This window comes from Pseudomonas taiwanensis (assembly GCF_013393345.1).
GTDB lineage: Bacteria > Pseudomonadota > Gammaproteobacteria > Pseudomonadales > Pseudomonadaceae > Metapseudomonas > Metapseudomonas resinovorans_C.
On the sequence record NZ_QJRF01000066.1, the window covers coordinates 178,943 to 203,252 of the forward strand.

Genomic DNA, 24,310 nt, shown 5'->3' on the forward strand with positions numbered 1-24,310 from the left:
GCAGCCCGAAGGGCTGCCCGTTCGGACTCAACCTTTCAGAACACCGCCATCCACCGGAATCAGCGTCCCGGTGACATAGCTGGCAAGCGGGCTGGCCAGGAAAGTCGCCATCGCACCGAACTCCTCCGCCGCGCCATAGCGCCCCACCGGAATCGCCGCCTGCTCCTTGGCCATCAGGCTGGAAACCGACGCACCGCTGCGTTCGGCAGCACGCAGCAACAAGGTTTCGGTGCGCTCGGTCCAGAACGAACCGGGCATCAGGGTATTCACCGTCACACCGTCGGCGGCCACTTCGGCTGAGAGCGTCTTGGCCCAGTTGGCCAGGGCGCTGCGCAAGGCACTGGACAGCACCAGACCGGGAATAGGCTCCACCACACTGGTGGACGAAATCATCAGGATGCGACCGAAACGACGCTGGCGCATGCCGGGGAGGAATGCGTTCACCAGCGCCATGGTGCTCAGCAGCATGGCATCCAATTGCCGGTGCCAGAGTTGCGGATCGAACTCCACGGCATTGATCGGCGGCGGCCCACCGTTGTTGGCGATCAGAATGTCCGGCGCGCCGATGGCCGCGACCACCTGCTCGATGGCCATGTCCACGGCGCCCAGGTCGTTCAGGTCCACCGCAACCGCCTGCGCCTCGCCACCATTACGGCGGATGCGCTCCACGGCCAGGTCAAGCTTGGACAGGTTGCGCGCCAGCAGGCAGACCCGTACGCCCTCCCTGGCCAGGGCCTCGGCCACGCCGAAACCCAACCCGGAGCTGCCGCCGCACACCAGGGCACTGCGGTTTTGTAGTTGAAGGTCCATGATCAGCACTCCATTTCCAGGTTCACCCGCCAGTGTGCGCCTGACGCTGATCGAGGCCAATGGCCAAACAACACGTCATCACTCATGCCGAAAGCACCCGGCAGGCATGCTCCGGAATGGTCACCGCCACCGGATTGCCGACGGCCAGGCCAATGTCCTGGCAAGGCGTGGTCAGCGCGGTGAGGGAAACGCCGGAGCACTCCACCGTGGTCTCGATGGTGGCGCCGATGTCCCGAACGAAGGTCACCGTACCCGGCACGCTGTTGGCCCCGCCGGCGTGGGGCGCCGACAGTTGCAGGTCTTCCGGGCGCACCAGCAGCTTGATCGGTGCGCCAGCCTGGATGCTGGGGCAGATCGGTGCCTCGATTGCCGCACCGCCGGGCAGCCCGACGCGACCGCTACCCAGGGCGGTAGCGGGGAAGATGTTGCCGGTGCCGATGAAGTCGGCAACGAACTCGTTGGCCGGGTTGCGGTAGATCTCGATCGGCGTACCCACCTGCTGCACTCGGTGCTCGCCCAGAACGACCACGATGTCGGCCATGGTCATGGCCTCGCGCTGGTCGTGGGTAACCATGATGGTGGTGATATTCAGGCGCTGCTGCAGCTGGCGGATCTCGATTTGCATCGACTCGCGCAGCTTGGCGTCCAGCGCCGACAAAGGCTCATCCAGTAGCAACAGCTTGGGGTGCGACGCGATGGCGCGGGCAATGGCCACGCGCTGGCGCTGCCCGCCGGAAAGCCGCGACACCGGCCGGTCGACCATCTGCTGCAACTGGATCATCTGCAGCAGCTCGGCCACGCGCGCCTGCTGCTCGGCCTTGGGCACATTGCGCAGGCGCAGCGGGTAGGCAATGTTTTCGCCGACCGTCATGTGCGGGAACAACGCCAGCGACTGGAACACCATGCCGAAGTTGCGCTCGTGCGCCGGGGTGTAGCCGATGTTCTTGCCATCCAGGAGGATCTGCCCGGAGCTCAGGCTCTCGAGGCCGGCGATCATCCGCAGCAGGGTGGTCTTGCCGCAGCCCGAGGGGCCGAGGAAACACACCAGCTTTCCCTCTGGCAGGTGCAGGTTGACGTCCGTCACGGCACAGATGGAGCCATAGCGTTTTTCGACATTTTGCAGAATCAGTCCAGACATGCTTCACCTCGATTCAGAAAGACACGCCGCCATCACCAACCAGCTTCTCCAGCGCCCAGATCAGGGCGAAGTCGATCAGCACGATCAGCACGGCAAAGGAAAATACGGTGGGGTCGAGAGACGACACGGTGCGGCTGTACATCCAGATCGGCACGGTCATCACATCGATGTTGTAGAGGAAGTAGGTAACGGTGAACTCGTTGAACGACACGATGAAGGCCAGCAGCATCCCGGCCAGGATGCCCGAGCGCATCAGCGGCACCACCACATCCCGGATCGCCCGCAGCGGCGACGCGCCGAGCATCTGCGCGGCCTCCTCCACCTCCGTGCCGATGGAAACCATGGCCGCCGTGCAGTTTTTCACCACGAAAGGCAGCGCGAGGATCACGTGGGCGATCACCAGCCTCGAGGTATCCATGTGGAATGGCAGGCTGTCGAATACCAGCAACAGCGCCAGACCCAGCACCACCATGGGGAACACCAGCGGCAGCGACATCAGTTGCAGCGCCACGGCCTTGCCACGGAACTCGCAGCGGGTCAGCGCGTAGGACGCCGGCACCGCGACCAGGGTGGCCAGCACCATGGTCAGGCAGGACACCAGCAGGCTGGTGGTCAGCGCCTGTCCCAGGCTCAGCACATCGCTGGCGTCGGGCGAAACGAAGGTGCGCCAGGCTGCCTCGTACCATTGCAGGCTGTAGCTCGACGGCGGGAAATCGAGGTTCGACGCGCCGCTGAAGGACATCACGATCATGGTCAGGATCGGCAGCACCGCCAGCAGCAGGATGATGCCGGAAAGAATCATCGCGAAGCGGCCGGTTTCCCCCGGTAGCGCCGCGTGGGAACGGAACGGATTGCTCATTGCGAAGCCTCCAGCATGCGGCGGCGACGGCCAGTGACGTACTCGGAAAAGGTCATGATCGCCAGGGTGGTAACGATCAGCACTACGCCAGCGGCGGAGGCCGCGGGCCAGTTCATCAGCGGGGCGATCTGGTCATGCACCATCACCGCCAGCATCGGCACGCGCCGCCCACCAAGCAGCAGCGGCACCACGAAGCTGCTGGCGTTGTAGGCAAACACGAGGGTGGCGCCGGTGAAGATGCCCGGCAGGCTCATCGGCAACACCACCTGGCAAAACACCCGCACGCGGCTGGCGCCCAGGGTCGCGGCGGCCTCTTCGTAGGTGCGCGACACGCCACGCATGGCGCTGGCAATCGGCAGCACCGCCAGGGGGAAGGCCGTCTGCACCAGGCCCATCAGCACGCCGGTTTGGTTGTAGAGCAGCATCATCGGCCGGTCGATCAGCCCCAATCCCATCAGGGCCTGGTTGAGCATGCCCGCCGGACCGAGGATCACCAGCCAGCCGTAGCTTTGCAGCAACAGGTTCACCAGCAATGGCAGGAGCACCGCGGCCAGGAATATCCGGCGCAGGAACGGCGACTGCAGGCGTGACATGCAGTAGCCCACCGGAATCGCCAGGACCACCGCGATCAGCGCGCTGAACAGCGCCAGGCGCAGGGTCAGCAACAGCGACTTCAGGTAGTAGGGCTCGGCCAATTGGGCATAGCTGGCCAGGCTGAACCCGCTCCACTCAGCGCCCTTCTCGCCGATGCTCATGCGCAGCACCAGCAGGCTGGCGGCCACCAGTACGGCCAGGAACAGCATGGAAGGAGTCAGAAAGAGCCAGGCCCGCACAGTAGGAGAAACCGCCTTCGCCGGGCGCAGCGGTGCCGCGCCGACCGGTTCGGTCAGATCAATGTGTTCCATATCGGTCGTCTCGTCAGAACAGGGAAACCACGCGCCCGAGCGGACGGCCGAAGGCCAGCCGCCCGGCGCGACTCACGGCAGGCGCCGTGGCTGCATCAGGAAGAGAAGATTTCCGTGTAGCGGCGAATCCACTGGTCGTGGACCGTGGCGAGGAAGGCGTTGTCGTGCATGATCGCCTTCTCTGCGATCTGCTCCGGCGTGAGGATGAAGGGGCTCTTGCGCGCCTCGGCGGAGATGATCGCCTTGGCGTTGACCGGACCGTTGAAGATGTCTTCGGCCATCTTGCCCTGCACCAGCGGGTCCAGCGAATGGTCGAGGAAGGCATAGGCCAGGTCGATATCGCCCGGACGATGCTTGGGCATCACCGACAGCATCAGGTCGGTGTAGAAGCCTTCCTTCATGCCGAAGGTGGCGCCCAGGCTGTAGGCAGGGTCGCGAATCTGCTTGGGGAAGAATGCCGGGGCGTAGAGGCCGCCCATGTCCAGCGAGTTGGTGCGGAACAGCTCGGCGATCTGGTTGGGGTTTTCGCCCAGCGTCATCACGCGGTCCTTCAGCTCCTCCAGCTTCTTGAAGCCCGGCTCGATGTTGTGGATATCACCGCCGGCCAGCTTGGCCGCGATGATGATCAGGTCCATGGCCTCGGTCCAGTTCGGCGGCGGCAGGAACAGGCGGCCTTCGTAGGTCGGGTCCCAGAGCGCGGCGTAGCTGTCCGGTACTTCCTTCACGGTGCGCGTGTTGTAGACCAGGCTGTTGCACCACAGCAGGTAACCGATCCCGTGGCCGTTAGCGCCAGTCTGGTACTGGGCGGGGACGTCCTTGAGGTTGGGAATGCGATTGAGGTCGGGTTTCTCCAGCAGCCCGGCACTGGCCAGGCCTTCGGCGCCCACCCCGGCGAGGGTGATGATGTCGTACTGCGGGCGATCACCACCGGCCTTCAGCTTGGCGACCATTTCCGAAGTGCTGCCGGTACGGTCGGCGATCACCTTGGCGCCGGTCTTGGCCTCGAAGGTGGCCGCGATATTGCGCAGTGCAGCGAGCCCGGTGTCGTCCGACCAGGTCAGCAGTCGCAGGGTCTTGCCCTGGAAACGGGTATCGCTGGCACTGGCCCGGATGAAGGGCATCGACAGGGTGGCAGCGGCCACCGAAGCGACACCTACCGTCTTGATGAAATTTCTTCTGCTCAGATCATGCTCGCCCATTGAGGACTCCTCTTGTTCTTGTATGGAGCTACGGCAGCGAAGTGGCCGGCGCGGTCATCCTGCGGTGCGCCAGGGGACGCAACAATCGAAAATTCGTCATCGGAGCCATGTCCTGAATGCATGGCTGGAACCCAGACATGACAAAGCCGCCCGAAGGCGGCTCTGTTGGGCTTGATGCAGTTGTTTGTGGGGGTGAATTCATTCGCGAAGGGCCGCGCAGCGGCCCCACGATGGTCCGTCAGGCACGCCTACGGCCTGCTTAGCGATTGAAATCGCCCCCACAAGTGAAGCCCCCCGTACCAACCCCACTTGTGCCGTCACACAGCCCTTACCACGTGCTTGATTTCCTGGAAGGAGGAGAGGCCCCACGGACCGAGTTCGCGGCCGATGCTGCTCTGCTTGTAACCACCCCAGGCGGTCTGCGGGAAGATCACCTGCGGCGAGTTGATCCACACCATGCCGGCCTGCAGGGTGTTGGCCACGCGCTCGGCGGCATCGAGGTTACGGCTCACCACGCTGGCCACCAGGCCGAACTGGGTGTCGTTGGCCAGGGCGATAGCCTCTTCCTCGGTGGAGAAACTACGCACGCAGAGCACCGGTCCGAAGATTTCCTCGTTCCACAAGGCGCTGTCCTTGGGTACATCGGCGAACACGGTGGGCTTGAGGAAGAAACCGCGTTCCAGCTCAGCCGGACGCCCACCGCCACACACCAGGCGCGCGCCGGAAGCGATGCCACGTTCGATGTGGCCGCGCACGCGCTGGTACTGGGCCTGATTCACCAGGGCGCCCATCTCCACCCCCGCGCTGAAGGGCTCACCCACCTGGATCGCTTCAGCGCAAGCCTGCACGAGGGCGAGGAAATCGGCCGCCAGGGGTTCTGCCACCAGCACGCGGCTAGTGGCCGAGCACATCTGCCCGGCGTTGAAGAAGGCACCACCGCAGGCCAGTTCGACGGCCAACTCCAGGTCCGCGTCTTCCAGCACCAGCAGCGACGACTTGCCACCTAGCTCCAGGCTGATGCCCTTCACGGTTTCGGCCGCGCGCTGCATCACCTGCACGCCAACCGCGTTGCTGCCGGTGAAGGACACCTTGGCCACCTGGGGATGGGAGGACAGCGGTGCCCCCACCGCCAGGCCAGTGCCACACACGATGTTGAGCACACCTGTCGGCAGGCCAGCCTCGGCGATGATGCGCGCCAGCTCCAGCTCCGGCAGCGGCGTCACTTCAGAAGGCTTGAGCACTACGGCGCAACCAGCTGCCAGCGCCGGGGCGAGTTTCCAGGCGGTGGTCACCATGGGGAAGTTCCACGGCACGATCAGGCCCACCACACCAATGGGTTCGCGGCGCAGGCGAGCGGCGAAGTCTTCGGTCGGCAATTCCACCGGACGGTCCTGCTGGGCGTCCAGGCCTTCGGCCAGGCCGGCGTAGTACTCAAAGGTGCCGATCACGTCATCGACGTCGATGGCCGCTTCGAACAGCGGTTTGCCGTTGTTCAGCGACTGCAGCTGGACCAGGGTTTCACGACGCTGGCGTACGCCTTCGGCGATGCGGCGCAGCACCGCGCCACGCTCGGCACCGCTGCTACGTGCCCAGGCCGGGAACGCCTGGCTGGCAGCCTGCACGGCCTGGTCGACGTCTTTGGCATCACCGGTGCCGATGCTCGCCAGGTGCTCCTCGGTAGACGGGTTCACCACATCCAGCACGGTGCCACCGGGAAGCCATTGGCCGTTGATATAAACGCCGGCCAGGGTCTCGGGGAAGGTCGGGAGGGTATTCGACATTGTATGGGCTCCATGAGAGAAACTGATGGCGGCCACTCCCTGCGCAAGGAACAAAACCGGCTGGAGGACCACAACTAGCGCCTATTGAGCCGTCGAGCGGTATGCCTGACAAGGCAAAAATCGTCATACTAGCCATGCCCTAAAATCATGGCTCATACAATGAAACGCCTGCCTCCCCTGCCCGCCCTGCATACCTTTCTGATCACCGCCCAGTGCTGCAACTTCACCCGTGCCGCCGAACTGCTGCACCTCACCCAGGGCGCCGTGAGTCGGCAGATTTCCGGGCTGGAAAGCCACCTGGGGTACCCACTCTTCCAGCGTCAGGCGCGGGGGCTCAGCCTTACCACCCAGGGTCGAGAACTCCTGCCGCGCATTCAGCAGGTGTTCAACCTGATCGATGAGGCCGTCGAACAAGTAGGTGCAAAGCGCGAGGCCCTGCAACTCAAGGCCCCTACCTGCGTAATGCGCTGGCTTTTGCCGCGCCTGATGCGTTGGCAGGCGGAACGCCCGGACGTACCGGTGGAGCTGACCACCACCGTGCAATACGGCGTTGATTTTCGCCGTGAAGAGTTCGACGCCGCGGTGATCTACGGCACACAGCCCGGCAGCGCCCAGGTCGCCCACCACCTGTTCGATGAACAGCTCACGCCCGTGTGCTCCCCGCAACTGATTAACGGCCCCGTGCCGCTCACCAGCATCGCCGACCTGGCCCTGCACACCTTGCTCCATCCCACCCGCGATGACCAGGACTGGAAAACCTGGCTGCTGGCCGCTGGCGCCACCCTCGACAAACTCGGTAGTGGACACCACTTCGACACCCTCGACCTGGCCCTGTCCGTCGCGGCCCAGGGCAATGGCGTGGCCCTGGGGGACTGGGCGCTGATCGGCGAGGACCTCGCTACCGGCCGGCTGGTGGCCCCCTTCGATCTCCGGGTGCCCACTGGCGGTGCCTATTTCCTGGTCTATCCGGAACGTCCCGGCGCCAGCCCACAATTGCTTGAACTGGCTGAATGGCTGATTGTCGAAGCCCACGATGAGCAGATGTAACAGGGCACTTCAGGATCGGTGCACCGCAAAAGTGCACATGCCGGCCGGCAACACCCGAGCCCATCGGGCGCGTTGATATGAGGTGTCACATGGCTTGCCCGTCGGTCGCCACACCGGGTGTCCAGCCGCTCAGGCCGCCCGGACTGGCCTGTCTATACCTAACCTCGAACCTGCCGTAACGGTTCGCTCTTTCCCCTATGGGAGGAATGATCCATGGCTACTTTCCCTGGCACTCCGGGAGACGATTTCATATTCGGCACGGAAGACGACGACCTTATCAACGGACAAGGCGGCAACGACTTCCTGCTCGGCTCCGGCGGCAATGACACCATCGACGGAGGCGACGGCAACGACGACCTCTCCGGCGACTCAGGCAACGACACGCTTCTTGGCGGCAACGACGACGACACCCTTACCGGCGGCCTTGGCGCCGATGTCCTCACCGGGGGCGGCGGCGCCGACAGCTATTTCTGGACGGTGGAAACCGGCAACGAATCCAGCTCCCTGAGCCAGGACCGCATCACCGACTTCCAGGGCGCAGGCGTAGTCGGCGGTGACATCCTGCGGCTCTCCAGCTTCCCCAACCGTCTGGTCTTCCAGGGCGCCCGCAACGGGGTACCCACGGTGGGAAGCAATCTCGGCTTCGGCAATAACGGCTTCACCGATGTCTTCTACGCCATCGGCGCCGCCAGCACCCTGCTGTTCGCCGACTCCAACGACAACGGCATCTTCGACGCCACCGACTTCGCCGTGCAACTGGATGGCATCCACAACCTCGTCAGGAGCGACTTCGGCGCCACCGCCTTCGTCATTGCCGGCACTGAAGCCGGCGAAGTGATCAATGGCACCAACGATCCCGACACCATCTTCGGCCTCGGCGGCGGCGACGTGATCAACGGCCTCGGCGGCAACGACATCGTCGATGGCGGCGCCGGCAACGACACCCTCAACGGCGGCGCGGGTATCGACCGCCTCACCGGCGGAGCCGGCAACGACATACTCAATGGCGAAGCCGACCGCGACCTCCTGATCGGCGGCGCCGGCAACGACATCCTCAACGGCGGCGCCGGCAATGACACCACCATGTCCGGTGGCGATGGCAATGACATCGTCAATGGTGGCGAAGGCAACGACACCCTCGACGGCGACAATGGCAACGACGTCCTCAACGGCGGCGTGGGCAATGACGACTTCTTCGGCGGAGACGGCAATGACCAGATCTTCGGCGAGGACGGCAATGATGAGATCTTCGCCGGCCCCGGCAGCGACATCCTCAATGGCGGCGCCGGCAATGACCTGATCATGGGCGAAGCGGGCCAGGACACACTCACCGGTGGTGCAGGCGACGATGAGTTCGAGTTCTTCACCGGCTTCAATCCCAGCTCGCCATTCGCCACCTTCGACACCCTGACCGACTTCCAGGGCGCCGGCGCAGTGGGCGGCGACACCCTGGAGCTCAACGGAGAGTTCTTCTTCCGCGGCCAGGTCAACATCAATCCGCAACTGGGTGCCGTGCTGGTCGGCGGTGGCAACGGCGTGACCGACCTGTTCTATACCCTGCGCCAGGGCAACACCTGGCTGATCGCCGACGAGAATGACGACGGTGTGCTCGATAACCTCGACTTCACCCTGCGCCTGCAAGGCACGCACAATCTGACGCAGGACGACTTCGGCAGAAACACTGACTTCATCGTCGCCGGCACAGAAGGCAACGACGTGCTCATTGGCACCCCTGGCGATGACCGCATTTTCGGCCTGGGCGGCAATGACCAGATCTTCGGTCTGGAGGGCGCCGACTTCCTCGACGGCGGCAGTGGTGACGACGTCATCGACAGCGGGCCGGGCTTCGACGAGCTGTTCGGTGGCACCGGCAACGACACCCTCATCGTCCAGGAATTCGCCAATGCCAACGGCGGCGACGGTGACGACCAGTTGTTCGGCGGCGCCGATCCCTTCGGCTTCCAGACCAACCTCAACGGTGACGCCGGCAACGACACCCTGACTTCAGGTGAAGCCGGTGCAGTCATGCAGGGCGGTACGGGCGACGATGTGCTGGTGAGCAGCAGCGCCAACGACTTCATGGTGGGTGACGTCTTCTTCGAGCCACCGGCAGGGACGGACCAGTTCAAGTTCGGCGCGATCTGGGGGCAGGACGAGATTTTCGACTTCGAAGACGGCGTCGAAAAAGTCGACCTCAGCGCCAGCGGCCAGACCTTCGCCGACCTCACCATCACGGACTTCTTCGGCAGCACCCAGATCACGGTGACCGCCGACGTCAATGGCGAGATAGGCAGCATCACCCTGACCGGCATCCCCACCGCGAACATCACCGCTGACGACTTCGTCTTCGCCTGATGCGCGCCCAGGTCCCCTCCCCCTTCGCTTTTCTCCCCTCTCCCTCCGGGAGAGGGGCCGGGGGTGAGGGAAACAACCCGTGGGGGCGAATTCATTCGCTAACCGGTCCGCAGAACAGGCCAATCCCCACCCCAACTGCACTCCGACCAACCAAGCACCTTGAATCAGCAGCCAAATCCGCTAGGCTCTGCCCCCTCAATAGACGAGGAGTACCCACCATGGCACGCGCCACCGCCCGCCACATCCTGGTTTCCAGCGAAGAGAAGTGCAACGAACTGAAAGCCGCTATCGAAGGCGGCGCCGATTTCGCTGAAATCGCCAAACAACACTCCACCTGCCCTTCCAGCCGCGACGGCGGCAACCTCGGCTCCTTCGGCCGCGGCCAGATGGTCAAGGAATTCGACACCGTCGTATTCAGCGCCCCGCTGAACGTCGTGCAAGGCCCGGTGAAAACCCAGTTCGGTTACCACCTGCTGGAAGTCACCAGCCGCCAGGACTGATGGTTCCAAGGCGCCGCCGCTCGGCGGCGCCTGCTTCCCCCCCCCCGCTCTGCCCCTTCCCAATCTCCAATCTCCCACTTCCCTGCACGTCGCCAGCTGACGCTCAAGCGCGCCCGAACGGCAAACGACATCGAACGCAAGACACTTGTAGGAGCGAGCTTGCTCGCGAAGCTTCTGAGCCCGTTCTGTTCGCGAGCAAGCTCGCTCCTACAGCAATTAGCGCACGGCCGATAGGCGACGGGTTCAGTCCTGAACTAACGTAGTTACGCCCGAAAGCATCCAAAGGAGCTTCACCATGTCGGAAGACACCCAGGTAAAAGGACCGGCCTCGTACTTCCCCTCCATCGAAAAGAAATACGGACAGCCCATCACCCATTGGCTGACGCTGCTGGGAACCGTGAGCGGCAAAAAGCACATGGAGATGGTGGCCTGGCTCAAGACCGAACATGGCATGGGCCACGGACATGCCAATGCGCTGGTGGCGTATTACCTGGCTGCTGCGAAGTAACGTACGGCGACGTCAGGAGTGCTAGCTCCGTTGCTGGTCGGCAAATGCCGGCCAGCCGTTCAGGTACCTTGCTCAATACCCCCCGATATCCGATCCGATGAATATCCCCAGCCTCGGGTCGTAGTACTGAATCACGATCCGCGGACTGCCGTAGCGTTGGTAGTAATAGGGGCGTTCGCCCGAGTAATAGCCGCCGTAGTAGCGCGGTGCATAGATCACGCGCGGGCCGTGGTTGTAGTAGCCGCGGTGGCGGTAGTAGTGCTTGTGGCCATAGCCGTGGCGATAGCCCTTGAAGTGCTTGCCACCGCCGTGGCCGCCGCCATTCCAGGCAAGCAGGGTTTCGCCGGAACTGCTGGAGGTTGGCCAGGGTTGCTGCGCGAGGGCCAGCCCGCTGGCCGCGCAGGCCAGGAAGAAGACGAACGGTTTGAGGATACGCATGGCGAGCCCTCCTGCATGGTCCCCCCAGCCTTTACCCCCGCCAGATCAGTATAGTTTTTGATCAGTTGTTAACCTGATTCCGGGCTGCCATGCGTCGGCGTGGCCAGGTCTTGGCGACGTGCGGTGAAGGCCTTTTCACGCCTCGCCGCCCTGTAGGAGCGAGCTTGCTCGCGAACCTCCGAGCCGACCTTTCGCGAGCAAGCTCGCTCCTACACAAAAGCGCCTACAGCCGGGACCAGGCGTGTGCGGTTCCGATCAGGTACAACCCGCCGAGCCCCAGGCAGGCGGCCGAACTGACGATCCAGAAGCGGGCGCCGTTGTAGCCGGGTCTGAACCGGGCAAGGGCCAGGCCTGCCACCCCACGCAACAGCAGGACGGCGGTTATCGCGGCCAATACGAAACGGGCAGCCGGCAGGGCCGAGAACAGGCCGGCGCCAGCCAGTGCGTACAGTGCCCAGATCACGAGCATGAGGGTGATCGCGCTGGTGATCAGCGCCGGCTTCCGACGGCCCTCGCGTGACCAGCGGACGATCCGTTCGCCGGCGCCCATGGCGTCGTACCAGGCTGGACCGAGAGAGATGCAAGCGACATGCAGCGCGGCAGCGAGAAACGTGCCCGAAGCAGCCAACAGCAACCAACCATTGCTTTCCATAGAGAGCCTCCGGAATCGAAACCTGATGTTGGCGGTGCACCGAGAAGCGGGCAATGCGGTGGAAGAGCACAGAACTCGGATCGATGGGCCCCTTCGCTGGCCCCACATCTTGCAAATTAACCGAACAACATGACATATCAGCCATTAGATGACCGAACAACCAGCTACCGCTCATCAAAATTCCGCATTGTCCACATGGACTTCATGGCTATCGGAAACCACCGGTTTAGAGGCGATCTCTCACTTTTTGCGAGCCTTTATAACCATCACCCGCACTGCCGCCGGTCGGACTTTTGATCGTTTTTTGATCAAAATCCGCAGGTTGCGATTATTATGCCCCGGCGATCAGGACGCGCCCTGACATCAACACCACTGATTAGCGCACCTGACTTCGACGCAGAAATCCTGAATAACTCACAGTGCATGAGTTCATGCACCGGGGATTCTTCGTCCCCAAAAAAAGTTCGCGGTCACGGCGAACCGAGATATCCACAATTCCAATGCCGCTGTTGCATCAGTACAGCGCCCAATTGTTAGAAAGAGGTAAACCATGGAGCTTTTTCATCTTGTTGCTTCCCTGTTCCAACAGCCGGCAACCATGGAGCTGACTCGCATGGGCGTCGTCTACGCCCACCTCATCGCTTGCTGCGTGGCTATCGGCCTGGTCCTGACCAGCGATATCGCCATGGTCAAGCAACTGTTCCAGGGCCGCGATTCCACCGAGGCCGATAAAGAACATCTGCATGCGCTGAAGAAGACCGTACTGCTCGCCCTGGCGGCACTCTGGGTGACCGGTATCGGCATCCTCGCGCTGGATTACTCGCAGAAAGGTGCGATGTACTTCCTCAACCCGAAACTCCAGGCCAAGATCCTTGTGGTCGCCCTGCTGACCCTCAATGGCTGGGTACTGCACAGCGTGGTAATGCCTGCGATGGACAAGGCCGGCAGCCTGCTGAAGATGGACATCAACGCCCGTAGCCTCGCGCTGTTCTCGGGTGTCGTTTCCGGGGTGTCCTGGTTCTACGGCGCGATGCTGGGTATCGCCCGTCCGCTGAGCTGGAAATACTCCCTGGGCGAAATCATGGTCGCCTACCCGGTACTCATCTGCCTCGGCTTCGTTGCGATGACCCTGCTGGTGAAGTGGGCCGCCAACCGGACCCCGGCCCAGGCCAAGGTTCCTGCTGGAATGACCCCCGCGCTCGCTACCTGCTGAGCGTGGGCGGGCAAGGACGCCCGACCTTATTGAGAAAAGCCGCAGGGGCCTATGAGGCCCCTGCGGCTTTTTCGTTGTAACGATTTGATCGGCAGAAGCCCATTTACGCGATTAAGAGTCCGGCGTGTCGTCGGTTTTGACCTCATCCCAGCTGCTGTCCGGATCGAAGATCTTCATGGCCTTGGCGATCTTCTCGCTGTCGCGGCCCAGGTCCTTCTGAAACACCTGGCCCTCGTGGCTGATCATGAAGCTCATCACGCCGCTGTCGCCGTACTGGGCGGGCCAGGCGACCAGGGCGAAGCCGCGGCTCATGGCCTTGCCGAGCATGTAGCCGTAGGCGCCACCGGGGGCCGACGGCCCTTGGGCGGTGAGGATGCGGAAGTGGTAGCCGTGCCAGTCGTCACCCTTGGTCTGGCCACCGAAGAGCGGGCCGAGCGGACTCTCCTCGGTACCGTCTTCATCGGCCCAGTAAAGGCCGTCGTGCTGGCCATCGCTGCTGATGAACTTCTGGGCGTACTCGAGGATGCCGTCACCATTGCGATCGACCTCGGCGTAGTCCATCTGTGCATCGTGATACGCCTCCGCCGCCTCGATGGCCGACAGCTCATTGCGACCGATGCGGCGCAGGCGAATTTCCTCGCCGCCGGCCTTGGCGTCGAAGCTCCAGCCTTCCTTGCCCTGGACGATTGGGATCGGCAGGGTCCAGGGGTCATTACCGACGACGACATGGGCGCGGCCCTTGGTGGCGGTGTCGATGCTGTGCTTTTCCCGGTAGTAGGCGATGAAGGCATCGACATCCTTGCGTTCGATGCCCTTGGTGGGGATGTACTCCTGCCAGTTGGCCCCCAGCAACGCAGCCAGGCGATTGGCATCGGCCTTTTCGGTTCCGAGGGCGGCGACGAAGGCATCGGCTGCGGCGTCCGGAGTCTTGAAGCGCTCGATTGCGCCGGCGCCCATGGCGCAGGCGGCGAGCGACAGCAGGGCGAAGATGCGGATTGCGCGATTCATGTGCTGTCTCCTTTCAGCGCCGACGGCCACCACCGCCACGAGACGGTGCGTGGGCTGGACGTTGCACCTGCCGGCCGGCAGAGGCCCTTTGGGTTTGAGGACGCGAGGCTGAGGCCCGACTGAACTCACCTCGACTGGTCGCCGCGCGCGACTGGGATGGCTGCCGCGCGCCGGCAAAGGCGTTGTTGCGCGGTGCCTGCTTACGGGCGGCGGTGTGCTGCTGACGGGCCTGCTGCCGCACTTGCTGGTTGTTCTGTGCACGCGGGCGTTGCTGGCGGTTGGCATCACCCGCCTGGCGCTGCTGCCGGGCGCTTTCGGCACGTTGGCGTGCCTGCGGGTTATTCATGTCGCGAGTGGCAGCCTGGGCGCGTTCGCGAGCCTGCTGGTTGGTACGGGCCGGAGCCTCGATGCCGCGTTGCTGCAGGCTCTGGCGGGCTTTCTGGCGTTCCGCGGTGCGGTTGGCGTCATACCCACGCGCCGCCTCGCGCTGCTGGCTGCCATTCAGGCGCAAGCCATTCTGCTGACGATTGACATTGTCGCGGTAGGGCACGCCCTGGCGGTTGACCGGGTTGTGGACGAACTTGTTCTGGTTGCGGTTGATCTGCCGGTTGCTGTTGATGTTGTTGTACTTGTTGACGTCGATGTCGACATCACCGCCGCCCCAGTCGCAGTCGCCCCAGAGGGAGTTGACGATGCCCACGCCGACGCCAAAGGCCAGGCCCGTCGCCAGGCCCGTCGCGATGGGATAGCCGTAGCTGGGCGGTGGTGGATAGTAGGGAGGTGGATAGGACGGGTAGGACCAGCTGCCATAGACCACGGTCGGGTTGTAGCTGGGGACGTAGACCACTTGCGGGTTCGCAGGCTCGATGACGATGGTCTGGTTGCTGGCTGCCGGCTGCACCACGGTGGTGGTGGAACTGGGTGGCGGAGCCGCCTGCACGGTTACCGTCTGCTGCTCGTTGGATTGCAGGTTGCCGGCGGCCTGGGCCTGGCGGCGCAAACGCTGGACGGAATCCATCACATCGTTGGGTTGGGCGAGGAAGGCATCGCCCACGCGTTGCACCCAGGCTGGGTCCTGACCGAGGGTGGCAAGCACCTGCGGGAATGCCACGAGCGACTGGACGCTGGGGTCCCACGGTTGGTTGGCGACCTGCTTCACGGCGTCATCGCCCTTGACGTCCGGATGCGCCTTGGACCAGGCGACCGCGTCCGCCACGTTGCCCGGATAGGTCGCCGCCATCAGCACCTGGGCCAGCAACGAGTCCGGATAGAGAGCAATGGGCGCCATCATCTGGTCGAGCTCTTCGGTCTTGAACACGGCCTGGGGCGCGGCCGGCTGGGCAGCGGGCGCTGCCGCTTGCGCTGGTGCGGCTTCCGGCGCGGATTCGGGCACGGCAGAAACGCCCGCGCTGGGGGTATCGCCACTTTCGCCGGCGGAGATGCCGGCGTCCGTCGCAGCAAAGGCCGGATTGCAGGCCAGCAAGGCCAACAGAACGGCATTGAAACGGGTGCGGTTGGCCATGTTGCGTCTCCCGCAAACGGGTTGGTTGTCCTTGAACCCGGCAAAGGCCTGCGCCCTACCGCTGCCGTTCGGAAACGATAGACCAGCCACGCACGACGGGCGCGGGGAAGCTGACAGAAATGTAATCACCTGCCGTTTTCCGATGTGGCAGTTTTGCGCTTGAAGCGCGCAACGACGGGTTGCGCGGCGCCTCTTTCGACTGACTGGATTGAATCGGCATGCAGTGCAAAACCTCGCGGCGGACCTTCGTCAAAGGCCTGGCCGCCGGCGGCATACTCGGTGGCCTCGGGCTGTGGAAAACCCCCGTCTGGGCTTTGACCAGCCCGGGCCAACCGACGGTGCTCCGTGGCACCGAGTTCGACCTGTTCATTGGCGAGACGCCGGTGAACCTCACCGGCAAGGCACGCATAGCCAAGACCATCAATGGCACCCTCCCCGGCCCCTTGCTGCGCTGGCGCGAGGGCGACACCGTGACCCTGCGGGTGCGTAATCGCCTGGACGAAGACACCTCTATCCACTGGCACGGCATGGTCCTGCCGGCCAACATGGACGGTGTGCCGGGCTTCAGCTTCGCCGGCATCGCGCCGGACGGCATGTACGAATACCGCTTCCAGGTGAAGCAGCACGGCACCTACTGGTACCACAGCCATTCGGGCGCCCAGGAGCAGGTGGGCGTGTACGGCCCCATCGTCATCGAGCCGAAGGAGCCCGAGCCTTACCAGTACCAGCGCGACTACGTGGTGATGCTGAGCGACTGGACCGACGAAGATCCGGCGCACGTGATTGCCAAGCTGAAGAAGCAATCGGACTACTACAACCAGCACAAGCGCACCGTCGGCGACTTCATCGATGACGTCAGCAAGGACGGCTGGGCCGCCGCCATGGCCGACCGCAAGATGTGGGCGGAGATGAAGATGAGCCCCACCGACCTCGCGGACGTCAGTGGCGCCACCTACACCTACCTCCTCAACGGCCAGGCGCCCGACGGCAACTGGACCGGGCTGTTCCAGCCGGGCGAGAAGGTCCGCCTGCGTTTCATCAACGGTTCGGCGATGACCTACTTCGACGTGCGCATTCCCGGCCTGAAAATGACCGTGATCGCCGCTGACGGCCAGCCGGTGGAACCGGTGAGCGTGGATGAGTTCCGCATCGCCGTCGCCGAAACCTACGACGTGCTGGTGGAGCCCACAGGCGACGAGGCCTATACGATCTTCGCCCAATCCATGGACCGTTCCGGCTATGCCCGCGGCACTCTCGCCGTTCGCGAAGGGCTGAGCGCGCCGGTGCCGCAACCGGACCCGCGCCCCCTGATCAGCATGGCCGACATGGGCATGGACCATGGCGCAATGGGGCATGGCGCCAAGGACCAGGGCGAGATGGCCGGGATGGATCACAGCCAGATGCCGGGCATGGACCATTCACCGATGGCCGGAATGGATCACTCCACCATGCAGGGCATGGATCACTCACAAATGGGCGGCCAGATGCAGGCCCACCCCGCGTCCGAAGCCAACAACCCGCTGGTGGACATGCAGACCATGACGCCAGCACCGAAACTCGCGGACCCCGGCATCGGCCTGCGCGACAACGGCCGCCGCGTGCTGACTTATGCCGACCTGCGCAGCACCTTCCCCGATCCCGATGGCCGCACGCCCGACCGCACCCTCGAACTGCACCTGACCGGGCACATGGAGCGTTTCTCCTGGTCCTTCGACGGCATCCCCTTCGCCGACGCAGAGCCGCTGCTGCTCAAGTACGGCGAGCGCCTGCGCATCACCCTGGTCAACGACACCATGATGACCCACCCCATCCACCTCCACGGCTTGTGGAGCGACCTGGAGGACGAGGCGGGCAACTTCCTGGTGCGCAAGCACACCATCGACATGCCTCCCGGCACCCGGCGCAGTTACCGCGTCACCGCGGACGCCCTGGGCCGCTGGGCCTATCACTGCCACCTGCTGTTCCACATGGACATGGGCATGTTCCGTGAAGTCCGCGTGGACGAATGAAGGAGAGAACCATGAACAGATCGCTGAAGACCCTCGCCACCGCCCTGACCTTTGCCCTGGCGGTGCCCACTGCCTGGGCCGGAGAGAACGACCACGCGGCACACCAGAAGGCCGGCGCAGCCGAGAAACAGGACGTGCCCCATGACCAGATGAACCACGGCCAGATGGATCACAGCCAGATGCAGGGCATGGACCATAGCCAGATGAAGAACATGGATCACAGCAAGATGGACCACGGCGCCATGCACAAGGACGCCAAGCCCGAAACGGAAAACAGCGATGATCGATAGCCTCAAGCGCCCTACCCTGCTCACCCTGGCGATGGCCGTTGCCGTCGCTGGGGGTGCGCAGGCCGCCGAAACCATGGATCACGGGGCCATGGGTCATGGGCAGATGAACCATGGCCAGATGGATCAAGACACCATGGACCACGGCCAGATGCAGCAAGAGCAGATGGACCACGGCGCCATGGATCACAGCCAGATGAACCATGGCGAGCAGCCGGCCAAAACCGACGGATACGGCAGCCGCAGTCCCATTCCCGCACCGACCGCTGCCGACCGCGCAGCGGCCTTTCCAGCGCTGCCTGCCCATACCATGCACGCCGGCGGCATCAACAGCTTTTTCCTGATGGACCAGCTGGAGTACCAGGACGCCGACGACGCCAGCGTGCTGAGCTGGGACGCTTCCGGATGGATCGGCGGCGACATCAACAGGCTGTGGTTCCGCTCGGAGGGCGAACGCGGCAACGGCACCACCGAGGAAGCTGAACTCCAGGCGCTCTATGGCCGCGCCATCAGCCCCTGGTGGGAAGTGGTGGCCGGCGTGCGCCAGGACTTCAAGCCCGGTTCGCCGCAAACCTGGGCGGCCTTCGGCGTCCAGGGCATGCCCTTGTATGGTCTGGAAACCAAGGCCACCGCCTACCTCGGCGAGGGCAGCCAGAGCGCCCTGCGCCTGGAGGCCGAGTACGACATCCTGCTGACCAATAGGCTCATCTTGCAGCCCGCGGCGGAGGTCAACTTCTACGGCCGCAATGACCACGAGCGAGGTGTCGGTTCGGGGCTGGGCAATACCGAACTGGGCCTGCGCCTGCGCTACGAGTTCACGCCCCAGTTCGCACCTTATATAGGCGTGAACTGGAATCGGAACTACGGCAACACCGCCGACTTCGCCCGCGAAGAAGGCGACGACAATGACGAAGCCCGCTTCGTCGCCGGTATCCGCTTCTGGTTCTGAGAACCCAACCATGAAAAAAACAATAAAAACCCTGGCCCTCGCCGGCCTGGTGGTAGCCGCCGGCGTGGGCGGCGTGGTCTACAGCGGCGTGGTGAACGTCGCCGCCGACGACCCACACTACTCTCTCGTGCACCGGTTCCTCACCGCAGCGCGCGAGCGCTCCATCGAAGTCCGGTCACGCGACATCCAGGTTCCACCGCTGGATGACGCCGGGCTGATACGCGCCGGTGCCGGCAACTACGCCGCCATGTGCGCAGGCTGCCACCTGGCCCCTGGCCTCGCCGCCACCGAGCTGAGCCTGGCCCTCTACCCCGCTCCACCGAACCTGAGCCAACAAGGCGTGGACGGCGACCCCGCAGCCGCCTTCTGGGTGATCAAGCACGGCATCAAGGCCACCGGCATGCCGGCCTGGGGCAAGAGCATGGGCGACGAGCACATCTGGGGCATGGTGGCCTTCCTCCAGCGACTACCTGGGCTGGACGCGGACGGCTATCGCCAGTTGGTGGACGCCAGCGACGGACACCAGCACGGCGGTGGGGAAAGCCAAGGCCACGGGCATGAGGCGGAGGTTACCCAGGAAGAAGGGCACGGAGAGGCAGAAGGGCATGCGCATTAGTAAACACTCACGTTTGAAGCATGTGATCTCTACGCCTGGCCCATCGCCGAACGTGTAGGAGCGAGGGGGACGCCGAGTTCTTGCTCGCGAACAGCCGGGGCGGGATCTTCGCGAGCAAGCTCGCTCCTACAGGAGGTCCGATTTCAACCTGACAATCGGGGCGCAGGCCTGTCCTAGAAATCCACTTTCCCCCTGCCGGCCTTGATCGCCCCGCGCTTGGCCTTGCCTTCCAGGCGGCGCTTCTTTGAGCCCAGCGTGGGCTTGGTCGGCCGTCGTGCCTTCTGCACTTTGGTCACGCTGCGGATCAGTTCCGCCAGGCGCTCCAGGGCGTCGGCGCGGTTCTGTTCCTGGGTGCGGTATTGCTGGGCCTTGATGATGATCACGCCGTCGCCGGTGATGCGGCTGTCGCGCAGTTGCAGCAGGCGCTCCTTATAGAAGTCCGGCAGCGATGAGGCATTGATGTCGAAGCGCAGGTGCACGGCGCTGGAGACTTTGTTGACGTTCTGCCCGCCCGCACCCTGGGCACGGATGGCGGTCAGCTCGATTTCGTCGTCAGGCAGGTGGACGCTGTTGGAGATCAGCAGCATGGGCATGCACACCGGTGGCAGGGATGCAAAGCATACGTAGGCTGCGCGGCGCCTGCCAGAAACGCTTGTCCGCGCCCTTCCGCCGCAGCAATAAAAAAGCCCCGCCAGATGGCGGGGCTCAAGCAAAGGAGCGGAAACCCGTGTCTTCTTAGAACACGTATTGGGCACGGACGACCATGCCATCGCCGTCGTCGTCGCCAACCGCGTTGGTGGCGTTGTCCACTTTGGACTTGACGTAGTAGCCGCTGATCTTGACGGCTTCGTTGGCGTACCAGTTCAGACCGACGTTGTGCACCTTGGCTTCGACGTCGTCGATGTTGGCGAAGGCGCCGTTGTCGTCTTCAGCACTGATGTTGTCGTAGCGGTAGAACACTTCCCAGGCGCCGATGCGGTTGTTCGACGGTTTGATCTTGTCGAACTTGCCCAGTTTGTAGTCACGGGATTCGCCGGTCAGGGTGTAGGCAACCTGAACGTAGTAGCCGTCGGCGTCGATGTCTTCGCGGTTGGCAGCCTTGGCTTCGACTTCGCGCTTCAGGTATTCGCTCTGGATGGAGAACGGACCGGTGGCGAAGGCAGCTTCCAGGCCCCAGGTGCTGTCGTTGTCGTAGGCGCCGACCGGGGTGTTGTTGGCACCGGCCAGTACCAGGCGGTTGCCGTTGTTGCCGGCGTCCTGGCCACCGTCGGTGCTCACACCGCGGATGCCCAGGCGGCTGCGGATACGGCCGTCGAAGGAGGTGTCGGACAGGTCGCGCTGGGCGTAGTTCACGCCGAAGTGCAGGACGTTGCCGGCTTCGTGCAGCGGGGCGAAGACGCCACGTGCGTTGAACTGCTTGACGCTGTCACCGTCCTTGTCGGAGTTGGTGGCGTCGTTGGCCATGATGCCGGCAGAGCCGTACAGGGAAGCACCGTAGCTGCCGGAAACCTGCACGCCCATGCCGCCGTTGTGGGCGTTGACGTAGTCGGCCAGGTCATAGGCAGCGGTACGTTCCTGGGCGGTCACCCACTTGGAGCTGGTGGCTTTTTCCAGACCGAAGTCGGGGTCGAAACGACCCATCTTGATGGCGATGGGCGCGAAGCCGAGGTAGGAGATGGAGGCTTCGTCGAAGTAGCCATCACCGTTGGAGTCGGTGCCGCTGCCGCCACGGTTGTCGCCGCCGGCGTTGTGGGAGAAGTCGTAGTTGATCTGGTAAGCCCAGTCGGTGAAGGCGATGCCACCCAGTTCGAGGAACGCGCGGCGGAAATAGCCAGCGTCAGCGGTGTTGCCGTTCACGGTGTAGAAACCGTCGAAGCGGCTGTAGTCAGCCTGCAGACGGCCGCCGAGCTTGAAGCTGAAAGCCTTGTCGGTGGTGCCGACTTCCAGGCCGCCTTTGGTCTTGATGACGATATCGGCGCCGTCGGTGGTAACGGTACCGGCGAAAGCCTGGGCGGAAATGGCCAGAGCCATGGCGCTGGCGGCAAAACCGGCGAAGTGCTTACGGATCATCGAAGGGTTCCCCTATTGGTCTTTAGCGTTAGAAAACACGAGAGCGTCTGGGCTCGTCGGTGCTGGTGGGGAATCTTGGCGGCGGGTTATTTCAGCTCAGTTGCTTATATATAAATATTTTGTGACAGCGGAACTTTTTTACTCCGAATTTTCATAAGCACGCAGACGCTCTAGCACGCGTCTTTCAGCCGATTTTGGCGAGCGCGACGAGCGAAAATGAAATGAAGGTGGCGACTTGCGAAACTGCCGATTCGCGACTACTACGTCGCGGGGAAAGGACGGCTAGAAGGAGTCGCGGCGCTTCTGCGCCAGGTGTGCGGCGAGGTCGTCCACTTCGGCACCCGGGGTTTCCGGCAACTGGCGGACGACGGCCTGGGTCAGCCTCATCTGCTTGATGAAGCGCCGGCAGTTGCGGCACAGCACGAGGTGACGGCGCACAGCCATGCGCTCGCGAAAGCTCAGTTCGCCGTCGAGCAATTCGCTGGAGCGGGCGACCAGTTCCTTGCATGTCAGCATTGGCCTGTCTCCTCGAAATGTTCCAGGGTGGCGAACAGCTTCAGGCGTCCGCGATGCAGCAGCACCCGGACATTGGAGAGCGATATCTCCAACAAATTACAGATTTCCTCCAGCTCCAGCCCTTGGCGCTCACGCAGCAACACCACGCTGCGCTGCATCTCCGAGAGACTGAGCAGGGTCTTCTCCAGGCATTCGCGCAGCTCTTCCTCGGTGAGCAGGGCCTCGGGCGTGTCCTCGTGCCAGGCCGGCACGGTCGCTGCCCAGTGGCCGTCCTCGGCGAAGCGGGCATCACCGATGGTCCCGTGAGGGGCAGGCAGGTCGTCGAGCAGCACCTCGCGGCGGTTGTGCTTGAGCCGGCTGCGGGCGGTATTGGCGACGATGGTCAGAAGCCAGGTCTTCAGGCTGGAACGCTGCTGAAAGCCGTCGAGATTGCGCACCACGGCGAGCCAGGCGTCCTGCACCACCTCGTCGGCATGCCGTTGGCCGACGATCGCGTAGGCCACCGCGCGCATGGCGCCCTGGTAGGCGCCGATCAACTCGCAGAACGCCCCCTGCTCCCCGGCCAGGAGCCGGGGTAGCAGGTCGGCGTCGGCGGGATGATTCATCAGCGCTTGCGCAGGATCACGCTGCCGATGGAGTAACCGGCGCCGAAGGAGCTGAGCACACCCAGCGCACCGCTGGGCAGGTCGTCCTGGTGCTTGTGGAAGGCGATCACGGATCCGGCGGAGCTGGTGTTGGCGTAGGTGTCGAGGATCACCGGCGCCTCGTCGGCTTCGGCGTCACGGCCCAGCAGCTTGCGGGCGATCAGCAGGTTCATGTTGAGGTTGGCCTGGTGCAGCCAGAAACGCTTCACGTCGGCGACGTTGAGCTTGTTCTCTTCCAGGTGGGTGGCGATCAGCTCGGCGACCATCGGGCAGACGTCCTTGAACACCTTGCGGCCTTCCTGGACGAACAGCTTGTCGCGGGCACCCATGCCCTCTTCCGCCGCGCGGTTGAGGAAGCCGAAGTTGTTGCGGATATTGTTGGAGAACTGGGTCAGCAGCTTGGTGCCGACCACGTCGAACTGGTGCTTGGAGGTGGCCTGGTCGGCACGTTCGATGATCACCGCCGTTGCGGCATCGCCGAAGATGAAATGGCTGTCGCGGTCACGGAAGTTCAGGTGGCCGGTGCAGATTTCCGGGTTGACCATCAGGATGGCGCGGGCCTGGCCGGTCTGCACCGCGTTGGTGGCAGCCTGGATACCGAAGGTGGCCGAGGAGCAGGCGACGTTCATGTCGTAGCCGAAGCCTTCGATGCCGAGTGCAGCCTGGACTTCGATGGCCACCGCCGGATAGGCACGCTGCAGGTTGGAGCAGGCGACGATCACACCGTCGATGTCCGCCGGGATCTTGCCCGCGCGTTCCAGGGCCTGCTTGGCAGCGCCCACGGCCATCTCGCAGAGGATGCCCCACTCGTCATTGGTGCGTTCGGGGATGCGCGGCGTCATGCGTTTCGGATCGAGGATGCCGTCCTTGTCCACCACGAAGCGGCTCTTGATACCGGACGCCTTCTCGATGAAGGCCACGCTGGATTCAGCCAGGGCCTCGATTTCGCCCCGCTCGATGGCGCCGGCGTTCTCGGCGTTGAAGGCCTGCACATAGGCGTTGAAGGACTCCACCAGCTCTTCGTTGGAGATGCTGTTGGACGGGGTATACAGGCCGGTGCCACTGATTACGACGTTGTGCACGGTCGATCCTCTCGATACTGGGCCGCTCGCTCGAACGGCCGGTTCAGGCAGTCAGCCGCCGGCCACACAGGCCGGCAGCGGAAAAATAGTCGTCCCGCCAGGCGGGGTGGAACTGTAAAAGCAAGTTGGAAGCTATTGCGCGAACATCCTTCGCCGCGCCCCGCCGACGCTTTTCGCGCCGTAGGCCAGATCGCCGGAACCC

General features: G+C 63.8%; 24 protein-coding genes. 9 read left to right on the plus strand and 15 right to left on the minus strand.

All coding sequences use genetic code 11. The annotated features are described in order from the left end of the window. Window positions 1-27 precede the first annotated feature (27 nt). The 6 genes from DM872_RS18615 to DM872_RS18640 form a co-directional block, all read right to left on the minus strand. Window positions 28-810: an SDR family oxidoreductase gene (locus DM872_RS18615; protein ID WP_179060868.1), complete on the minus strand. Its 783-nt coding sequence runs from the start codon at window positions 808-810 to the stop codon at window positions 28-30. A gap of 82 nt (window positions 811-892) precedes the next feature. Further along, window positions 893-1,948, minus strand: coding sequence for an ABC transporter ATP-binding protein (locus DM872_RS18620; RefSeq protein ID WP_179060869.1), 1,056 nt, complete (start codon window positions 1,946-1,948; stop codon window positions 893-895). Window positions 1,949-1,961: 13 nt separating this feature from the next. After that, window positions 1,962-2,807, minus strand: coding sequence for an ABC transporter permease (locus DM872_RS18625; RefSeq protein ID WP_077526355.1), 846 nt, complete (start codon window positions 2,805-2,807; stop codon window positions 1,962-1,964). Then, a complete protein-coding gene (locus tag DM872_RS18630) occupies window positions 2,804-3,712 on the minus strand; it encodes an ABC transporter permease (RefSeq protein WP_179060870.1) in 909 nt (302 codons plus the stop codon). Before DM872_RS18630 ends, DM872_RS18625 begins: the two co-directional genes overlap by 4 nt. Before the next feature lie 95 nt (window positions 3,713-3,807). Continuing rightward, window positions 3,808-4,911 (minus strand): ABC transporter substrate-binding protein, encoded by a 1,104-nt coding sequence (locus tag DM872_RS18635; RefSeq protein WP_179060871.1) that lies wholly within the window; start codon window positions 4,909-4,911, stop codon window positions 3,808-3,810. A 317-nt stretch (window positions 4,912-5,228) separates the two neighbouring features. Beyond that, the gene (locus DM872_RS18640; RefSeq protein WP_179060872.1) at window positions 5,229-6,692 is read right to left on the minus strand and encodes an aldehyde dehydrogenase family protein; all 1,464 of its coding nucleotides are present in this window, start codon (window positions 6,690-6,692) and stop codon (window positions 5,229-5,231) included. Window positions 6,693-6,851: 159 nt separating this feature from the next. Here DM872_RS18640 and DM872_RS18645 point away from each other — a divergent pair, with 159 nt between their 5' ends. From DM872_RS18645 to DM872_RS18660, 4 genes are all read left to right on the plus strand, one after another. Continuing rightward, complete coding sequence (locus DM872_RS18645; protein ID WP_179060873.1) at window positions 6,852-7,739, plus strand: LysR substrate-binding domain-containing protein; 888 nt, start codon at window positions 6,852-6,854, stop codon at window positions 7,737-7,739. Window positions 7,740-7,952: 213 nt separating this feature from the next. Then, window positions 7,953-10,094: a calcium-binding protein gene (locus DM872_RS18650; protein ID WP_179060874.1), complete on the plus strand. Its 2,142-nt coding sequence runs from the start codon at window positions 7,953-7,955 to the stop codon at window positions 10,092-10,094. 218 nt (window positions 10,095-10,312) lie between these two features. Next, window positions 10,313-10,594 carry a peptidylprolyl isomerase gene (locus DM872_RS18655; protein ID WP_077526349.1) on the plus strand — a complete coding sequence of 94 codons (282 nt, stop codon included), beginning with the start codon at window positions 10,313-10,315 and terminating at the stop codon, window positions 10,592-10,594. A 295-nt stretch (window positions 10,595-10,889) separates the two neighbouring features. Further along, complete coding sequence (locus DM872_RS18660) at window positions 10,890-11,102, plus strand: DUF4287 domain-containing protein (protein ID WP_179060875.1); 213 nt, start codon at window positions 10,890-10,892, stop codon at window positions 11,100-11,102. A 72-nt stretch (window positions 11,103-11,174) separates the two neighbouring features. Here the strand turns inward: DM872_RS18660 and DM872_RS18665 are convergent, their stop codons facing one another. Both DM872_RS18665 and DM872_RS18670 read right to left on the minus strand, forming a co-directional pair. Next, window positions 11,175-11,540, minus strand: coding sequence for a hypothetical protein (locus DM872_RS18665; protein WP_179060876.1), 366 nt, complete (start codon window positions 11,538-11,540; stop codon window positions 11,175-11,177). A gap of 223 nt (window positions 11,541-11,763) precedes the next feature. Further along, entirely contained in the window at window positions 11,764-12,192 is a 429-nt protein-coding gene (locus tag DM872_RS18670) for a hypothetical protein (protein ID WP_179060877.1), read from the minus strand. Window positions 12,193-12,742: 550 nt separating this feature from the next. Between DM872_RS18670 and DM872_RS18675 the strand changes: the two genes are divergently transcribed. Then, the gene (locus DM872_RS18675; RefSeq protein ID WP_179060878.1) at window positions 12,743-13,405 is read left to right on the plus strand and encodes a hypothetical protein; all 663 of its coding nucleotides are present in this window, start codon (window positions 12,743-12,745) and stop codon (window positions 13,403-13,405) included. A gap of 111 nt (window positions 13,406-13,516) precedes the next feature. Here DM872_RS18675 and DM872_RS18680 read toward each other — a convergent pair whose 3' ends face one another. Beyond that, window positions 13,517-14,413 carry a DUF2950 domain-containing protein gene (locus DM872_RS18680; protein ID WP_077527852.1) on the minus strand — a complete coding sequence of 299 codons (897 nt, stop codon included), beginning with the start codon at window positions 14,411-14,413 and terminating at the stop codon, window positions 13,517-13,519. A 13-nt stretch (window positions 14,414-14,426) separates the two neighbouring features. Continuing rightward, window positions 14,427-15,935, minus strand: a complete 1,509-nt coding sequence (locus tag DM872_RS18685; RefSeq protein WP_179060879.1) for a DUF3300 domain-containing protein — start codon at window positions 15,933-15,935, stop codon at window positions 14,427-14,429. A gap of 218 nt (window positions 15,936-16,153) precedes the next feature. Here DM872_RS18685 and DM872_RS18690 point away from each other — a divergent pair, with 218 nt between their 5' ends. Genes DM872_RS18690 through DM872_RS18700 form a run of 4 tightly spaced genes read left to right on the plus strand, consistent with a single transcriptional unit; the run spans window position 16,154 to window position 19,796 of the window. Beyond that, complete coding sequence (locus DM872_RS18690; protein WP_179060880.1) at window positions 16,154-17,944, plus strand: copper resistance system multicopper oxidase; 1,791 nt, start codon at window positions 16,154-16,156, stop codon at window positions 17,942-17,944. Window positions 17,945-17,955: 11 nt separating this feature from the next. After that, window positions 17,956-18,234: a hypothetical protein gene (locus tag DM872_RS30740; protein ID WP_306296699.1), complete on the plus strand. Its 279-nt coding sequence runs from the start codon at window positions 17,956-17,958 to the stop codon at window positions 18,232-18,234. Continuing rightward, on the plus strand, window positions 18,224-19,180 hold the full coding sequence (locus tag DM872_RS18695) for a copper resistance protein B (protein WP_256873432.1): 957 nt from the start codon (window positions 18,224-18,226) through the stop codon (window positions 19,178-19,180). The genes DM872_RS30740 and DM872_RS18695 overlap by 11 nt, the downstream gene beginning before the upstream one ends. Window positions 19,181-19,190: 10 nt before the next feature. Next, entirely contained in the window at window positions 19,191-19,796 is a 606-nt protein-coding gene (locus DM872_RS18700) for a c-type cytochrome (protein ID WP_179060881.1), read from the plus strand. 173 nt (window positions 19,797-19,969) lie between these two features. On the opposite strand, the gene arfB is transcribed toward DM872_RS18700, so the two are convergent. The 5 genes from arfB to DM872_RS18725 all read right to left on the minus strand — a co-directional run bounded on the left by arfB (window position 19,970) and on the right by DM872_RS18725 (window position 24,108). Continuing rightward, entirely contained in the window at window positions 19,970-20,383 is a 414-nt protein-coding gene (gene arfB, locus DM872_RS18705; protein WP_179060882.1) for an alternative ribosome rescue aminoacyl-tRNA hydrolase ArfB, read from the minus strand. 148 nt (window positions 20,384-20,531) lie between these two features. After that, window positions 20,532-21,866, minus strand: a complete 1,335-nt coding sequence (locus DM872_RS18710) for an OprO/OprP family phosphate-selective porin (RefSeq protein WP_179060883.1) — start codon at window positions 21,864-21,866, stop codon at window positions 20,532-20,534. Between the two features lie 282 nt (window positions 21,867-22,148). Further along, a complete protein-coding gene (locus DM872_RS18715) occupies window positions 22,149-22,382 on the minus strand; it encodes an anti-sigma factor family protein (protein ID WP_179060884.1) in 234 nt (77 codons plus the stop codon). After that, on the minus strand, window positions 22,376-22,987 hold the full coding sequence (locus tag DM872_RS18720) for an RNA polymerase sigma factor (RefSeq protein WP_179060885.1): 612 nt from the start codon (window positions 22,985-22,987) through the stop codon (window positions 22,376-22,378). Before DM872_RS18720 ends, DM872_RS18715 begins: the two co-directional genes overlap by 7 nt. Further along, window positions 22,987-24,108 carry a beta-ketoacyl-ACP synthase III gene (locus DM872_RS18725; RefSeq protein WP_179060886.1) on the minus strand — a complete coding sequence of 374 codons (1,122 nt, stop codon included), beginning with the start codon at window positions 24,106-24,108 and terminating at the stop codon, window positions 22,987-22,989. The genes DM872_RS18720 and DM872_RS18725 overlap by 1 nt, the downstream gene beginning before the upstream one ends. Between the last annotated feature and the right edge of the window lie 202 nt (window positions 24,109-24,310).

Excerpts from the sequence above, each read along its gene's own strand:
- DM872_RS18615 (WP_179060868.1), bottom strand. The coding sequence starts at position 810 with ATGGACCTTCAACTACAAAACCGCAGTGCCCTGGTGTGCGGCGGCAGC.
- DM872_RS18620 (WP_179060869.1), bottom strand. The coding sequence starts at position 1,948 with ATGTCTGGACTGATTCTGCAAAATGTCGAAAAACGCTATGGCTCCATC.
- DM872_RS18625 (WP_077526355.1), bottom strand. The coding sequence starts at position 2,807 with ATGAGCAATCCGTTCCGTTCCCACGCGGCGCTACCGGGGGAAACCGGC.
- DM872_RS18630 (WP_179060870.1), bottom strand. The coding sequence starts at position 3,712 with ATGGAACACATTGATCTGACCGAACCGGTCGGCGCGGCACCGCTGCGC.
- DM872_RS18635 (WP_179060871.1), bottom strand. The coding sequence starts at position 4,911 with ATGGGCGAGCATGATCTGAGCAGAAGAAATTTCATCAAGACGGTAGGT.
- DM872_RS18640 (WP_179060872.1), bottom strand. The coding sequence starts at position 6,692 with ATGTCGAATACCCTCCCGACCTTCCCCGAGACCCTGGCCGGCGTTTAT.
- DM872_RS18645 (WP_179060873.1), top strand. The coding sequence starts at position 6,852 with ATGAAACGCCTGCCTCCCCTGCCCGCCCTGCATACCTTTCTGATCACC.
- DM872_RS18650 (WP_179060874.1), top strand. The coding sequence starts at position 7,953 with ATGGCTACTTTCCCTGGCACTCCGGGAGACGATTTCATATTCGGCACG.
- DM872_RS18655 (WP_077526349.1), top strand. The coding sequence starts at position 10,313 with ATGGCACGCGCCACCGCCCGCCACATCCTGGTTTCCAGCGAAGAGAAG.
- DM872_RS18660 (WP_179060875.1), top strand. The coding sequence starts at position 10,890 with ATGTCGGAAGACACCCAGGTAAAAGGACCGGCCTCGTACTTCCCCTCC.
- DM872_RS18665 (WP_179060876.1), bottom strand. The coding sequence starts at position 11,540 with ATGCGTATCCTCAAACCGTTCGTCTTCTTCCTGGCCTGCGCGGCCAGC.
- DM872_RS18670 (WP_179060877.1), bottom strand. The coding sequence starts at position 12,192 with ATGGAAAGCAATGGTTGGTTGCTGTTGGCTGCTTCGGGCACGTTTCTC.
- DM872_RS18675 (WP_179060878.1), top strand. The coding sequence starts at position 12,743 with ATGGAGCTTTTTCATCTTGTTGCTTCCCTGTTCCAACAGCCGGCAACC.
- DM872_RS18680 (WP_077527852.1), bottom strand. The coding sequence starts at position 14,413 with ATGAATCGCGCAATCCGCATCTTCGCCCTGCTGTCGCTCGCCGCCTGC.
- DM872_RS18685 (WP_179060879.1), bottom strand. The coding sequence starts at position 15,935 with ATGGCCAACCGCACCCGTTTCAATGCCGTTCTGTTGGCCTTGCTGGCC.
- DM872_RS18690 (WP_179060880.1), top strand. The coding sequence starts at position 16,154 with ATGCAGTGCAAAACCTCGCGGCGGACCTTCGTCAAAGGCCTGGCCGCC.
- DM872_RS30740 (WP_306296699.1), top strand. The coding sequence starts at position 17,956 with ATGAACAGATCGCTGAAGACCCTCGCCACCGCCCTGACCTTTGCCCTG.
- DM872_RS18695 (WP_256873432.1), top strand. The coding sequence starts at position 18,224 with ATGATCGATAGCCTCAAGCGCCCTACCCTGCTCACCCTGGCGATGGCC.
- DM872_RS18700 (WP_179060881.1), top strand. The coding sequence starts at position 19,191 with ATGAAAAAAACAATAAAAACCCTGGCCCTCGCCGGCCTGGTGGTAGCC.
- arfB (WP_179060882.1), bottom strand. The coding sequence starts at position 20,383 with ATGCTGCTGATCTCCAACAGCGTCCACCTGCCTGACGACGAAATCGAG.
- DM872_RS18710 (WP_179060883.1), bottom strand. The coding sequence starts at position 21,866 with ATGATCCGTAAGCACTTCGCCGGTTTTGCCGCCAGCGCCATGGCTCTG.
- DM872_RS18715 (WP_179060884.1), bottom strand. The coding sequence starts at position 22,382 with ATGCTGACATGCAAGGAACTGGTCGCCCGCTCCAGCGAATTGCTCGAC.
- DM872_RS18720 (WP_179060885.1), bottom strand. The coding sequence starts at position 22,987 with ATGAATCATCCCGCCGACGCCGACCTGCTACCCCGGCTCCTGGCCGGG.